Here is a 14,607-nt window from a genome sequence, read left to right as displayed (position 1 = left end):
GGCTGTGGCGTTAAAAAGGCGGTTTGATGATGTTTTTGTGAATGGCCACATCAGTCTTTTTCGTGAGGGTGTTTGTCGATGGGGCGATCCAGCGAGCCCAAATCCAGATAGGGCGATGCATCGATATGCTCGGCATCCATCATCTCGGCCAGCCGCTGGAGTGAGGCGATAATCATGTGTTGCTCCCAGCTTTGCAGCTGATCAAATTTGCGCACAAAGTTGTCTTGCAATGCGGCGGGCGCTTTATCGAGTAATGCGTTGCCGCCATCGGTCAGGCGCGGGTGGACTTTGCGTTTGTCGGTTTGCGAACGGATACGTTCGATCAGCCCGCGATCTTCTAACCTATCCAAAATGCTGGTGACCGTGGCCTGGCTCAGGCTCATGGCATCGGACAGTTCACTGGCCGTGGCATCGCCCTGGCTGCGGATAAGTTGCAGCAGTCGCAATTGTGGGCCGGTGACGCTGGCAGTTTTGACTAATTGCTTTGAGTGCAAATCAATTGCGCGTATCACGCGGCGCAGGCTGGTCAGTACTTGATCTATAGGTTGCATAGGTATTTTGTGGTAGATGGCAGTAATTACGGGTGTTTTCAGGTGCCAGCATGCCTGTTGTTGGCATGTTTGTCACTCTCGCGGATAAAGATTGCACGGGTTATTTAGACTGGACAGACAAAATAATGTTTTGTACACTAAGTAAGTAATTTGTATTCAAGGTAATAATTTGCCCACTTTGAAGCGGCTTCCAGGCGTTTTATAAGGTTTTCAGGTTATTGCCATTCTTAAATCAGCATAGAAGTACTTTGTGTTGTAATAAAAGTGCAGTCAGGTTTTATCGTGCTTGGCAGAGAAAGACGCGCTATGGAGGTTTTATGAACACCAGAAACGATCTTTTTGAGGATACATTGGAGTTTGAGGATAGATTGGAACTGCGCCATCCTCGCGCTACCGACGGTTTCCACCTCAATCAACTGGTTACGGCCAGCCCACCATTAGATACCAATTCAGTTTATTGCAACCTGTTGCAGTGCCAGCACTTTGCTGACACCTCCGTTGCGGCTCTTATCGATAAGCGCCTGATCGGTTTTATCTCCGGCTACCTGCTACCTAACGACGCTGAAACCCTGTTTATATGGCAGGTGGTGGTGGATGCAAAATTCCGTGGCCACGGCTTGGCCAAGCGCATGTTGAATTGGTTGGTTGCGCAGCCGGGCACTGAATCGGCGCGCCAATTGATTACCAGTATTACGCCGGATAACCGCGCCTCCTGGTCGCTATTTGAAAGTCTTGCGCGCGATTGGCATGCGCAGCCAGTAAAGGAAATGTTGTTCGAGCGCGAGCGGCATTTTGCCGGGCAGCATGACGATGAATATCTGCTGCGCATTGCGCCTTTGCCTGATCGCCCGCAGGATTCTATCGCCCATTTTTATTCCGATTTGCGCAGCCGTCTGCGCTTCCCTTCCGGTAAACGCTGGTTAGAGTAAATCCGTTAATCATCCCCGCTGATGCGTATGTGTGCCGATGTCTATCGGCGCAGGGGATTCTTTTATCCAAAATATTTTCTCAAAAAAAACAGGAGATGGATTATGCAAGTGTTTCAACAGATGGAATCGGCAGTCAGATCCTATTCGCGCAGTTTTCCGGTGGTATTTGAGCGCGCGCGTGGCAGTTATCTTTACGATGAAAAAGACAATCCCTGGCTCGATTTTTTATCGGGTGCCGGCTCACTCAATTACGGGCACAACAATCCTTTGCTTAAAAAAGCATTGATGGACTACATCGAAAACGACGGTGTGACGCATGGTTTGGATATGCACACCACTGCCAAAGCAGAATTTTTGGAAACCCTGCGCGATGTCATTTTATTGCCGCGCGAATTGAATTACCGCGCGCAGTTTACCGGGCCGACCGGCGCTAACGCAGTGGAGGCGGCAATGAAAATTGCGCGCAAAGTAAAAGGCCGCGAAAAAATTATTGCATTCACCAATGGCTTTCACGGTGTATCGCTCGGTGCGGTTGCGGCCACTGGTAATGACCACCACCGTGGCGGTGCCGGTGTTTCGCTTGGCAATATTGAACGCATGCCTTTTTGTGGTTATCACGGGCGCGACACCGATACGCTCAAAATGATGGATAAATTATTGGGCGATCCATCAAGCGGCGTTGATTTGCCCGCAGCGGTGATCGTTGAAGTAGTGCAGGGCGAAGGTGGATTAAATATTGCGGGCGATGCCTGGCTGCAAGGTTTGCAAAAACTCTGTCGCAAGCACGATATGTTATTGATTGTGGATGACATACAAGCGGGTTGCGGCCGCACCGGGCATTTTTTCAGTTTTGAATCCAGCGGTATCAAACCCGACATAGTGACCTTATCAAAATCGCTCAGCGGTTTTGGTTTGCCTTTTTCATTGGTGTTGCTCAACCCTGCATTGGATGTATGGAAGCCGGGCGAACATAACGGCACTTTTCGCGGCAACAACCATGCGTTTGTCACTGCAGCTGCAGCATTAAAATTATATTGGGGCGACGACCGTTTCCAGCGCGATATTCAGCATAAGGCAGAGTTGGTTACGCGCAGTTTGCAGGCCATTGTGGATGCACATAAACCCTTGGCACTGCGCATAAAAGGCCGCGGATTTATGCAGGGCATTGAATGCGAAAACGGCGATATTGCCGAGGCGATTTGTCGCCATGCATTTGATCGCGGAATGATTATTGAAACCGCGGGCAATCATGGTCAGGTGGTGAAATGTTTTTGCCCGCTGACTATCAGTGAAGAAGATTTAATGAAAGGCCTGAATATTCTTGGACGCAGTTTTACTGCCGCATTAAATGATTATCCATCGCTCAAGACTGCGTAAAAGCAAGTCAATGCAACGAATAGCAACCGACAAAAAACAGAGGTAAATATGATCGTCAGAAAATTAGCCGATGCAGCCATACAAGGTCGCTGTGTAAGTGCTCCCGGTTGGGAAAGTAATCGCCTGTTATTAAAAAGTGATAAGGCGGGATTTTCATTTCATGTCACGCGCATTGTGAAAGGCGCTGAGTTGGAAATGCATTATCAAAACCATATTGAGGCGGTTTATTGTGTGCGCGGTCAAGGTGAGGTAGTGGATATTGCCGGGCGTGAAACTCACAGCATTGCGCCGGGCACTTTGTATGTGCTTGATCAACACGATAAACATATTTTGCGCGCGTTTGAAGAACTGGAATTGGTGTGTGTGTTTAATCCACCGCTCATGGGGCGCGAGGTGCACAATGCCGAAGGTGCCTATGCACTGGAAGCGGATGCAATTTAATGAGTAACTCCCCGCTTGGGCAGGCGCTGTTATGTGCCTGCTGCTTTTTGTGGTGTGCGGTTTCTGTTGCGGCTGATGATCAACACATCAAAACAGATGCTGCAGAAAAAGCGCAGCAACAAGTAGAGAAATTACAGCAACCACTTTATACGCCCTTCACTGAACGCTACATTCTGGATGAACTGAAATCCCTGCGTACCGATATGGCTGCGCAGCGGGTGGAGTTTGTGCAACAGATTACTGATCGCCAGATTGATGCAGTTGATAAAAGTGTCAGTTACGCCACCAGTACGGTGTCCAATCTTTTTTATATCATTGCAGCGGTCAGTTCGGTATTGGTGATTGTCGGTTGGTCATCGATCCGCGATATGAAAGAAAAGATGGGCAATATCGCCGATAAAGAATTGCGCAAATTAATTGGTGCTTATGAAGACCGTTTGCGCGAAATTGAATTAGAGCTGCGCGAAAAATCGACCTATATCGATGAAAATCGCGAGGCGATAGAAAAAACAAAAGAAATTCACGCGCTCTGGTTGCGCGCCGCGCAAGAAAATACACCGGCCAATAAAATTACGATTTACGACCAGATACTCGCGCTTAATCCGCGCGATTGCGAAGCGCTGACCTACAAAGCCGATGCCGCACTTGAGTCCAATGAACCGCAGTGGGCGATTAATTTATGCCAGCGCGCGCTACAACTTGATCCGGCCAATGCCCACGCGTTTTACCAGCTCGCCTGCGCGCACACCGCGCTTTCCCATTTTGATGATGCGATTCAATTTCTCACCAAAGCCTTGATCAATGGCGATGCGCGTTTGGATGATTTCGCCAAAGATCCTGCACTGCAGCCGCTGCATCATCTGCCTGCATTTGAACAATTGTTAAATGAAAAGGCGGCGAAAAAAACATCATAAATTAAGAGGAGTTAGGGATGCTGGCGAGTTTTATTCTTTGTCTCTGCATTTTTTTGTTGGTGGGTATTGCCTCCAGTTTTTTCCGGCGTAATACCGCGCAAGACTATTATCTTGCCAGCCGCAGCGTATCGCCCTGGTTGGTTGGGTTGTCGGCGGTGGCGACCAACAACAGCGGCTACATGTTTATTGGTGTCATTGGCTACACCTACACTGTTGGTGTGTCGGCCGGATTATTGATGCTGGGTTGGATTCTGGGGGATTTGCTTGCGTCGCTATACGTGCATAAAAAAATGCGGCGTATGGCGTTGCAGCACAACCAAAGCAGTTATATCGGCACGCTGCATCAATGGGCGATGTTTGGTGGCAGTCGCTTTCGCGTGGTTGCTGCGTTGATCGCGTTGGTTTTTTTGTTGGCCTATGCGGCCGCACAGTTGGTCGCAGGTAGCAAAGCCTTGCAGGTATTGTTGCATTGGCCTGCATGGTCGGGCGCTGTTCTCGGTGCAGTATTGGTGATGGCCTATTGTTTGGCGGGTGGTATCCGCGCTTCTATCTGGACGGATGCAGCGCAATCGCTGGTGATGGTGGTGGCGATGGGGCTGATGCTATTCAGCCTGGTCAATACTCTTGGCGGTATGAGTGCAGTCATGCAAGGGCTGGCGGCGATCCCTGGATTTCTATCGCTCACCTCGTACAGTGTCATTCTCCCGGGGGGTGGCGGGGTGATCCTGTTCTTTATCGGTTGGTTAATTGCCGGGGCTTCGGTGGTTGCCCAGCCGCACATCATGGTGCGTTTTCTAGCATTGAACAGCGAGCGGGGATTTGTGCGTGCGCGCATCTGGTACTACCTGTGGTTTTTGGTGTTTTATGCGATGGCCACTGCTGTGGGTATGCTGGCGCGCTTGTATTTGCCGGATGCGGCGGGGTTTGATAGTGAGTTGGCGCTACCCAGTATCGCCATGGAATTGTTGCCGCCAGTGATGGTTGGGGTGGTGCTTGCAGGGATTTTTGCGGCAACTATCTCAACCGCCGATTCACTGTTGCTGAGTTGTTCCTCTTTTCTTAGTCAGGATCTGTTCCCCAAACAGTTTTCCTCCCGTTATGGTGCCAAAGCGGCAACCCTGTTGGTCTCGCTCGGTGCCTTGGGGTGGGCGCTGGTAAATAGCCAATCGGTATTTGCGTTGGTTATTTTTTCCTGGGCGATGCTGGGTGCTTGCTTCTTGCCACTTATTTTATTGTTGCTCATGCGTGTGCCTGTTTCTGAAACACTGGCATTGGTGCTGATGCTGCTCGGGTGCGCCAGTGTATTGCTTTGGCATTTTGGCGTGGCTGGGTGGGTGCATAACGGCGCCGATGTATACCAGGGAATGCCCGCCTTATTGTTGTGTCTTTTGTTTGCGGGTATTTGGCGGTTGTTACTCAATCGGCACCTATAGCGAATGAATCTATTAGAAATGTAAAGATGCGGAACTCCGTGCAGAGCCCCAGAGTCGGAACTATCCACCCTTTCACTAACGATTCATTGGTTCCTGTGAGTGATGAGCCTATGAATGTTGGATAAGTCAGTATGCTGTGATCTAAACGTCTGCATCTGTGTAGACAAAGACGCTGTATGGAGGTTTGTATGAACGCCAGAAACGATCTTTTGCTCGATAAGATTGAATTTCGCCACCCGCTCGCCAGTGATGGCGATGCCCTGAACGCCCTGCTGGCCACCACGCCAGTGCTCGATGGTAACTCTGTCCAATGCACGCTTTTACAGTGCAGCCACTTCGCCCAAACCTCGGTCGCGGCCTTTTTTCACGGCCAATTGGTGGGGTTTGTCTCGGCCTATTATCCCCCCAACGAGCCTAATACCCTGTTCGTGTGGCAAGTGGTTGTCGCCCAGGACTTGCGCGATTTGGGCTTGGGCAAAAAAATGCTGCATTGGCTGATCGCACAGCCGGGCTGTGAGCAGGCCATTCATCTGGTCACGGCGATAGGCATCAAAAACAGTATCTCCTGGTCGATGTTCGACAGCTTTGCGCGCGACATAGGTGCACTACCCATCAAATCGTTTGTCACTTCTATTAAACCTTCACCCGACGACAAACAAAGCGAATACCTGCTACGAATTTCTCCGCTCCCCAACCGCAGCGCGCCGGTCACACCTGATCTATTGAGCGATCTTAAATCCAGCGGCTCGCATATTTCGGCGATGCGGCGCTGGTTGGATTAAGCGTTTTTACCAGCACTTGCGCTGTGACAAATTGCCGCGCCCCTGCGACAATTTGTCACTGTGCGTGACGCGCCAAAACGCCTAATGTTCCACCCTGAAAATAACAGCCAAAACGATTGGGGTGGGGCGAGTGAAACAGGTGAAAACATTGCTGGTGATTGCACTTGCCAGCTTGGGTGTGGCGGGTGCAGCGCATGCGCATGAAGAGGTATTGAAGAAAAAGCGCACGAAAAATCCGCAGGAAGTTGAAGAGGTAAAAGTCTGGGGTGAGGCGCGCGACAGTGCGGCATCCGGCTATACCAACCCTACCAGTGTGCTGACGCAAGAAGACATGGTCAGCATCAATGCCACCACCACCGAAGATCTCGTCAAATACGAACCCAGCATTGTGATCCGCAAACGCTACATTGGTGATTCCAATGGCACGCTCGGTTTGCGCGGCTCTAATATGTTTGCCACACCGCGCTCGATGGTATTTGCCGATGGCGTTCCCCTGCATTATTTATTGCAAACCCGCTGGAGCGGCGCGCCGCGCTGGACCATGGTGAGCGCAAGCGAAATTGCGCAGGTGGAAATTTTGTACGGCCCTTTCTCTGCCGAATACAGCGGCAATTCCATGGGCGGTGTAATCCTGATTGAAACCGCGTTACCACAAGAGCGCAAAGTGCATGTGGATCTGGATTATTTTGTGCAGGATTTTTCCGCTTATGGTTTTAGCGATACATTGGACGGCTACAAAACGTTTGTCTCTTACGGCGATACTTTTCGCAGTGAAAACCTGGGCGATTTTAGTATTTATCTTTCCTACAACCGCTTGGAAAACAAAAGCCAACCGCAGTCCTATTATTTTGATAGTAAACGCACACTCGCTAACGCAACACCGGTCAGCGGTTTGATTACAGATCAAGATGTGTATGGCAAGCCCGCCTACTATTTTGGCGATACTGGTATCGAACAAGCGGTGACCGATAATTTCAAAATCAAATTGGGTTACGATTTTGAAAATTGGTCGAGCTTGTTAAATATCGCCTATGAAGACCGCAATACTTTGCGCGATACACCCAACAGTTATTTGCGCAACAGCGCGGGTGACACTGTATGGTCTGGCAATTTTATTCAGGACGGTGTTGCCATTAATGTGCCTGGATCGCGCTTGGGTGCGAGTGAATTGGATCGCCGCAGTTTATCCACTGGTTTGCGCATCAAAGGTGAATTAAACGAGCACACGCGTTTTGAAGCCAATATGAGCGACTTCCGGATTTTGGAAGATAACAATCGCGCCTCCAGTCATGCGCTGCAAGATCCACTGTTCAAAAACCGTGGCCTCACGACCAATTACGAAGACACTGGTTGGCAAACACTGGAAGGAAAATTCACGTTTTCTGATGTAGGCGTTGATGGTTTGGAATTAATTACCGGTGCGCGCTACGAAGCCTATGAGTTAAATTTGGATACTTATAATTCCACGCGTTGGACGAAAGGTGACTTCGCCGGTTACACCGGCCGCAGCGGCGGTAAAACCCATATCAGCGCTGCGTTTGTGCAAGCCAATTGGGATATTAATGATCGCTGGGATATTGCCTTGGGCGGGCGTTACGAGCGCTGGCAAAGTGAAGGCGGTTATTTCAGTAAAGACGTAGCGACAACACCGGAATACGATCTGGTCGATGTTGCCGATGTATCCAGCAATCAATTCTCGCCCAAATTTTCACTCGGCTATATTCCTGCAGATACCTGGTTAGTGCGTTACTCGTTAGCAAAAGCTTATCGCTTTCCGATTGTGGAAGAATTATTTGCGCAGAGCCAATCCTATTCGTCGGCAGTAGAAGCGCGGCCAGATCTAAAACCGGAAAATGGATTGCATCACAACCTGATGTTGGAAAAGCAATTTGATGCTGGTTATGCGCGCATCAATATTTTTACCGAAACTGTCAAAGACTCGATTGAATCGCAAACTACGCTTTTGCCCAGCGGCTCACCTGTGCCATCAGTCACGACTTTCTCTGCGGTGGATGAAGTGGAAACCGACGGTGTAGAATTAATTTTAAATCGCTACGGCGTGTTAGTGCCGGAGTTGGATGTCCGTTTTAATATCGCTTACACCAAATCAATCATCACCGATAACAGCACCGTTGAAGATACGAACCCGAACGCCCCCAGCATTGAAGGCAATGATTACCCGCGTATGCCGCACTGGCGCAGCAATTTAATGGCGACGTACCATGCGACAGAGCGCTGGGATTTAAGTGCAAACGTACAATATGCCGATAAAAGTTTTGGCCGTTTGCAGAACGATGATACTGCTGAAAATGTAATGGGCGCGCAGGATGGTTATACGCGCATTGGTGTGAAAACCACCTATGACCTGAGTGACAATCTTGAAGTAGGTTTCGGTATCGATAACGTTACTGATGAAATCAGCTATGTCGCCCACCCATGGCCGGGCAGAAGTTATTATCTAAGTCTTTCTTACGATTTGTGATTTCTTCAAATTTATGGTGATTTGAGTTTGCGCTTGGGGTGAATAGATTTTGAAACCCTCAAGTCAGTGATGAATTGTGGGAGCCCCATGGATGGGTTTATGCGTTTTCAAAAACTATTCACCCCAAGCGCAAACGCATTCCGTGCGAGACAAAAAATTATTTATAAGGTTAAAAAAATGAATGCCAGTAACACCATCAGCCAAAACAATAACACCCGCGCCCTCTATCGCACTATTTGGCGCTGGCATTTTTACGCCGGTATTTTTTGCATCCCATTTGTGATTCTGTTATCCATCACCGGCGCTATTTATCTGTTCAAGCCCTATTACGAAAGTTGGCAAGAAAGCCAATATCATTCACTGACTGTTTCCGGTGAGCGCGTGCCTGCCAATGAACAGATACAGGCGGCGCTGAATGCAATTCCTAACGGAAAGTTTTTAAGTTATCGCTTGCCACAAGCAGAAAATGAAGCCGTATTAATTAGCGTGCAAGGCGAGCAAAACTGGCAAGTATTTGTTAACCCTTACACCGCAGAAGTGGTTGGCCAACAACAAAGCCAATGGCAACTGATGAATGTGGTGAAAACCATTCACGGCGAACTATTAATCGGTGATGTCGGTTCTATTTTGGTTGAGCTTGCTGCCTGTTGGGCAATTGTGTTGATCGTTTCCGGTTTGTATTTATGGTGGCCGCGCAATAGCAAAGGCTTGGCAGGTGTGTTGTATCCGCGCTTGCGCGAAGGCAGCCGCACTTTCTGGCGCGACATCCATGCTGTTACCGGTATTTGGATTTCTGCACTCGCATTATTTTTATTGGTTACCGGTTTGCCCTGGGCGATGGTGTGGGGCGCAGCGCTAAAAGAAGTGCGCACAATCGATTTTTCTGCGCAGCAAGATTGGTCGCAAAGCCGCGCGCAAGAGCATCAACACTGGCGCGCGCAAGCAGTAGAGAGTTTTGACCTTACCCCCGAGGTGTTACGCACAGCAGATGCATTGCAATTAGCACCGCCAGTAGATTTAAGCGTGGCTTCTGTGCATCACGTTAACGGTCATGCGCATCACCACACCTGGAAGGCATCCTCGCAAAGCCAGAACCGCCCACTGCGTACCGATGTGTGGATCAAAACCGATGGCAGTATTGAAAAACAATCCAACTTCGCCGAGAAAAAATTAGTAGATAAAGCCATCGGCATCGGTGTGGCTGCACACGAAGGTTATTTGTTTGGCTGGTTTAATCTGGTGTTAGGTGTGCTGACCTGCACAGGATTAATTTTGATGTGCGTCAGCGGATTTATTCTGTGGCGCAAACGCAAACCCGATTCAGTGTTAGGTGCGCCGCCAGCAATGCCAGTGCGCGTCGGATTTGCAGTCGTCGCCATCCCCCTTGGCTTGGCAATATTTTTACCGCTACTGGCGATGTCGTTGGTTTTCTTATTGTTGCTGGAGTTTTTAATTCTGCGGCGCATTCATCCCGTTAGCCAATGGCTGGGATTGGAGCGCCAATAAACAAAAGCGCTTGCACAATACGGCTATTTTCCTAATGCTGAAAAAGGACTCTTGACTGCATTTCCACCCATTTGCAACACATGGGTATAAATCTGCGTTGTTTTTACATCGGTGTGGCCAAGTTGATCTTGTACGGTGCGAATGTCGGCACCGGATGCCAATAAGTGAGTTGCAAAAGAATGGCGCAAAGTGTGTGCACTCACAATCTTCCGAATCCCTGCCTTTTGCGCAGCAACCTTAATCGCTTTTTGTAGGCCTGTTTCATCAATGTGATGACGCCGCAACTGATTATCTTCCGGAGCGGTGCTTAAGCGATCTGATGGAAATAAATATTGCCAATCCAACGATTTGCTTGCTGCAATATATTTGTGGCGCAATGCATGAGGCAGCCAAACTCCATCGTAGGTTAGATTATCAATATCTCTCACTAAAAAACTTTCTACACGTTGAATTTGCGCCTGCAGCGGTTTTTTTAATTCTGGTGCGAGAGTTACCGTGCGATGCTTACCTCCTTTTCCATTCCATACTCGCACACAGCAATAATCAAAATCGATATCTTTAACGCGTAAACGAACCGCCTCCATTAACCTGAGGCCACTGCCGTACATAAGTGCGGCGGGTAAATAATGATTAATGTGAATATTTGCAAAGAGCTGGCCAATTTCCTCGCGGGTGAGCACAACTGGAAGCTTGCGCGGTTTTTGGCTTTTAACAAAGCGAAGTTCAAGTGAGAGTGGCTGCTGTAGGATTTCTTTGTAGAGAAAGTTCAGCGCATTTAATACCAGTGCTTGTGTTGGGCCTGCAACGTTGCGCTTAAGTACTAAATAATCGAGGTAGGTTTCAACATCAGTATCTTTCAAAGAGCCAGGATGTTGTTTGTTGTGAAATAGAATAAATCCCTTAATCCAGTGGAGATAAGACTCAATGGTGCGCTTGGCGTAGCGCCGCCGCATCATTTCATCGTAAATGCCGGAAAGAAAAGGAGATTTGTGCATGCGTGCTCCGTGTTATAAATAGATAACTGTTTGCATATACAGTAACTATATTCATAATACGAAAATTAGCAAGGAATTTTTCCGCCTTTCACGCCTACATTCCTATTGGGGTATCAGGCTAAGGCTCTGTAATGGCGCGTAATTGAGGTCTATGCTATAAAACACTCTTTAAAAATTAAGGCGGAAAGTTTCCGGTAGAAAATACGGAATCTTTCCGTCTAATAACATTGTTATAAGGAATAAAATGAAAAGCATCCCCATTCCTGTATGGCTTATATGTCTCTACTTCGGTCTATCGGCTGCATGGGGATTCTATGTCTACATAAGCTATCTTTTGGGTATTGAAAATTCAAATTCCGAATTAAACGTAATACTTGAGACGTATATGTTTTTTGATTACGCGGTAATATTTACTAAACTAACAATCACAATAAGTGCATGCATACTTCTTTTTCTCCTTAAGAAAGTCGCTCTATATTTTTTTTATGCGAAAGTAGTTATCGCAATTACATCAGTAGCTTGGTTTTGGCAGAAAACTGATGTTATTGAAAGTATTGGAATTGCTACATTTTTAATCGTCAATGTAGCAATGGGGGTTGGTGTTTGGGTTGCTGTATGTTTCTACGTGCATAACTTAATAAAGAAAGGCGTACTCAATTAGCCACTTATAACAAGGTGTTCCAACACCGTTCCAGCGCTTCGCGCTTCCACTCGACAGTTTGTAAGTAGCGCATTTAGCGAATCGCTACGCGAAGTTTATCGTAAATGCGCCACTTACAAACTGCGGTTGAACACTACGTTAGGCTGCTATGAAAAAAATAATCGCACTTCGTTGGCTTGCTTTGGTACCAACTATTTACGCAACGTGGTATGTCGTTTTAGTTGCAGGTTTTTTCATTTACCGTTTAATTGAAAAAAGTATCTGCCCTAAAAATGAAATAGGTTCAGCTGGTTGCCAAAACCCAGCTGTTGTAAATATATTGGATTTTACAATTCATGGGTTTGTTGCTCTATCAGCTATTGCTGTGTTGTCAACGGCCATATTTGTTGCTCCTTCTTACAAAAAGCAAATCTCTTATCTGGTGTTTTTGGTTGGGTCTATTATTGCTATATACATGGGGTCACAATTGCAGTCATGGTCTTTAGTTGTGGTTGCTATAGTTTCTGGTGCTTTATTGCTGTTAGTGAATTCCAAGCTTGGGTATAAAAAGCCTAACAAAGCGTAGCAACCCGCACACTACGTGTGCTGGACAGTTTGTAAGTCGCAGTTTTGTGGTTTTGCTTCGCAAAAGAATCCCACAAAACACCAACTTACAAACTGCGGCTGAGCTGGGCGTTATGCTAAATGAAAAATTAAGACTGATGGGGCTTTAGGGAATGAAAAGCAATTGCGAGCAGAAGGCTAATGAGAATGTACTAGATTTTCTTGTAGGTGAAAATTCTCTGCTAGATACGTCACTTACAAAAATTGAAATATATGAAAAGGAATATGTGAGAGTGGTCGGCCTTGAATTCCAAATGAGAACTAAAAGCGACTTTGAATCAATTAGGCTAGAGTTTTTAGGTGTAGAGGAATATTGCTTTTACTCATCTCATAGTTACGGAAATAGTATTGAAAGGTATAAATTTTTTAAAGCTCAAACTGGTCTTTATTATATTTCCCTAGACCCTTTCAATGAGGCTATAGAAATTAATGAACATGACCAAGATTTTGTTATTTCAAAATCAGTAAAATTTCAAGCATTATCATAAATGAGCAAAGCATAACAAAGCATTGCACCTGACGCATTGTAAGTAGCGCTTATGCAATATCGCTGCGCTAAATTTATCACAACGCGCTACTTACAATCCGCAGGTGAACGCAACGTTAGGTAAAAATATGAATCTTGAATTACTAAATAGAGTTTTCGAGAATGATGAAGACGCAATTCAAGATTTTGCAACATCTGACAATTGCGCAATTATTGATTGGCGCGACGGATTCTCTGAAATTCTGGAGGAAATTATTCGTTTTTTGCCCAGTGCATATATTCTTTTCACTGAAATAACTCCAAATACCTACAGAATAGCTATCGATGGTAAAACAACTAACATAGAAGTACCCATTCAAGCTAAACAGGAGTCACTCATAGACTCGGCAAACAATCTTTTGCAGCCGAATTATGAAATTCGTCAATTCAGGGCCACGAATGGTGATGCTCATTCCTTATTTATTGCGCCTTCTGAATTTTGGAGTGATCTCGAAGTTCATAATCCTGAAAAAGTTGAAAAATACTTCTTATCTACAGCTAGGCTTTCGGCTTTTTGGAATAAAGGCTATTTCTCTAGATTATTTAGCAAGCCATGAGCTAAATACCTAACAAAGCAATCAAATGGATGGTTTTTAAGTTGCACTTTTCCATTCCGCTGCGCTCCATTTTACGGAAAAAGTGTAACTTAAAAACCACCATTTATCGCGGCGTTATGAAAGCTCCGTAATGTACTATCGAGAAATATGGAAGTTTTAATTCATCTCGTCGGACAGCAATAATAAATACCCAAATGAGAGCATTAATGAACTTAGACCTCCATGATTGCACCATTGAACAAATTAACTATCATTGGCAAAGTGCATCTGTAAAAATTGGAATCTGGCGCTATTGTCCTGATCGGCAAAAGTCCGTTTTGAACTACTTAGAGCTATCTGGCGTAACTGAACTCTTTATTCCACATGTAAGCTCTTGGGGGCCTTCAAATTCAATAAATAAAGTTTTATTTGAAAGTGGAAACTGCAAAATTGAAGTGCAAAGCGGTGACACTATAACTGCAAAGTTTATTGAAGTTAATTTCATAGAAAGTAATTCATAACAAAGCATTGCACCTGACGCATTGTAAGTAGCGCTTTTGCAATATCGCAGCGCGAAGTTTATCGCAACGCGCTACTCACAATCCGCAGGTGAACGCAACGTTAGAACTGAAGGGGGCAAACACTTGAATAAGGATTGGACAACAGACGTAAGTCGTTTTTTTTCTCATCTCTCGATCGATAGCACAGATAGGGTTATAGTAATTCTTAAAGGTCACTTGCTTGTCGAAGAGCTTCTTCGTGAATATGTAAACTTTCAATTCCCACAACCAAAAGCGTTGCTGGACGCACGCCTGACATTTCAACAAAACCTTTGCCTAGCCAAAGCTTTGATCCCTACCGCCAACATCGG

Annotated in this window: 16 protein-coding genes; 14 read left to right on the top strand and 2 right to left on the bottom strand. The window is 46.5% G+C overall.

Annotated features, from left to right (window positions below):
* Positions 1 to 50: 50 nt before the first annotated feature.
* Complete coding sequence (locus B2739_RS00375; RefSeq protein WP_049631022.1) at positions 51 to 551, bottom strand: MarR family winged helix-turn-helix transcriptional regulator; 501 nt, start codon at positions 549 to 551, stop codon at positions 51 to 53.
* 317 nt (positions 552 to 868) lie between these two features.
* Between B2739_RS00375 and ectA the strand changes: the two genes are divergently transcribed.
* The 8 genes from ectA to B2739_RS00335 all read left to right on the top strand — a co-directional run bounded on the left by ectA (position 869) and on the right by B2739_RS00335 (position 10,415).
* Entirely contained in the window at positions 869 to 1,480 is a 612-nt protein-coding gene (gene ectA / locus B2739_RS00370; protein ID WP_331343900.1) for a diaminobutyrate acetyltransferase, read from the top strand.
* Positions 1,481 to 1,582: 102 nt separating this feature from the next.
* Positions 1,583 to 2,857 (top strand): diaminobutyrate--2-oxoglutarate transaminase, encoded by a 1,275-nt coding sequence (gene ectB, locus B2739_RS00365; RefSeq protein WP_331343899.1) that lies wholly within the window; start codon positions 1,583 to 1,585, stop codon positions 2,855 to 2,857.
* Between the two features lie 48 nt (positions 2,858 to 2,905).
* Positions 2,906 to 3,298: an ectoine synthase gene (locus B2739_RS00360; protein WP_331343898.1), complete on the top strand. Its 393-nt coding sequence runs from the start codon at positions 2,906 to 2,908 to the stop codon at positions 3,296 to 3,298.
* Positions 3,298 to 4,212 (top strand): TPR end-of-group domain-containing protein, encoded by a 915-nt coding sequence (locus B2739_RS00355; RefSeq protein ID WP_331343897.1) that lies wholly within the window; start codon positions 3,298 to 3,300, stop codon positions 4,210 to 4,212. Before B2739_RS00360 ends, B2739_RS00355 begins: the two co-directional genes overlap by 1 nt.
* Positions 4,213 to 4,229: 17 nt before the next feature.
* On the top strand, positions 4,230 to 5,645 hold the full coding sequence (locus B2739_RS00350; protein ID WP_331343896.1) for a sodium/proline symporter: 1,416 nt from the start codon (positions 4,230 to 4,232) through the stop codon (positions 5,643 to 5,645).
* Between the two features lie 188 nt (positions 5,646 to 5,833).
* Positions 5,834 to 6,427: a GNAT family N-acetyltransferase gene (locus B2739_RS00345; RefSeq protein ID WP_331343895.1), complete on the top strand. Its 594-nt coding sequence runs from the start codon at positions 5,834 to 5,836 to the stop codon at positions 6,425 to 6,427.
* A 130-nt stretch (positions 6,428 to 6,557) separates the two neighbouring features.
* On the top strand, positions 6,558 to 8,909 hold the full coding sequence (locus tag B2739_RS00340; protein WP_331343894.1) for a TonB-dependent receptor: 2,352 nt from the start codon (positions 6,558 to 6,560) through the stop codon (positions 8,907 to 8,909).
* Positions 8,910 to 9,008: 99 nt separating this feature from the next.
* Entirely contained in the window at positions 9,009 to 10,415 is a 1,407-nt protein-coding gene (locus B2739_RS00335; RefSeq protein WP_331343893.1) for a PepSY domain-containing protein, read from the top strand.
* Positions 10,416 to 10,438: 23 nt separating this feature from the next.
* Here the strand turns inward: B2739_RS00335 and B2739_RS00330 are convergent, their stop codons facing one another.
* Positions 10,439 to 11,410 (bottom strand): integron integrase, encoded by a 972-nt coding sequence (locus B2739_RS00330; RefSeq protein ID WP_331343892.1) that lies wholly within the window; start codon positions 11,408 to 11,410, stop codon positions 10,439 to 10,441.
* 244 nt (positions 11,411 to 11,654) lie between these two features.
* On the opposite strand from B2739_RS00330, the gene B2739_RS00325 reads away from it, so the two are divergent.
* From B2739_RS00325 to B2739_RS00300, 6 genes are all read left to right on the top strand, one after another.
* Positions 11,655 to 12,071, top strand: a complete 417-nt coding sequence (locus tag B2739_RS00325; RefSeq protein ID WP_331343891.1) for a hypothetical protein — start codon at positions 11,655 to 11,657, stop codon at positions 12,069 to 12,071.
* Between the two features lie 148 nt (positions 12,072 to 12,219).
* Positions 12,220 to 12,636, top strand: a complete 417-nt coding sequence (locus B2739_RS00320; protein WP_331343890.1) for a hypothetical protein — start codon at positions 12,220 to 12,222, stop codon at positions 12,634 to 12,636.
* Between the two features lie 151 nt (positions 12,637 to 12,787).
* Positions 12,788 to 13,162 carry a hypothetical protein gene (locus B2739_RS00315; RefSeq protein ID WP_331343889.1) on the top strand — a complete coding sequence of 125 codons (375 nt, stop codon included), beginning with the start codon at positions 12,788 to 12,790 and terminating at the stop codon, positions 13,160 to 13,162.
* A gap of 127 nt (positions 13,163 to 13,289) precedes the next feature.
* Entirely contained in the window at positions 13,290 to 13,757 is a 468-nt protein-coding gene (locus tag B2739_RS00310) for a hypothetical protein (protein WP_331343888.1), read from the top strand.
* A 206-nt stretch (positions 13,758 to 13,963) separates the two neighbouring features.
* Entirely contained in the window at positions 13,964 to 14,257 is a 294-nt protein-coding gene (locus tag B2739_RS00305; RefSeq protein WP_331343887.1) for a hypothetical protein, read from the top strand.
* A gap of 123 nt (positions 14,258 to 14,380) precedes the next feature.
* Positions 14,381 to 14,607 (top strand): hypothetical protein (locus tag B2739_RS00300; protein ID WP_331343886.1); only part of this gene is annotated, 227 nt, incomplete at its 3' end.

This window comes from Cellvibrio sp. UBA7661 (genome assembly GCA_002483365.1).
Classification (GTDB): Bacteria; Pseudomonadota; Gammaproteobacteria; order Pseudomonadales; family Cellvibrionaceae; genus Cellvibrio.
This window is presented reverse-complemented; position numbering and strand designations above follow the sequence as displayed.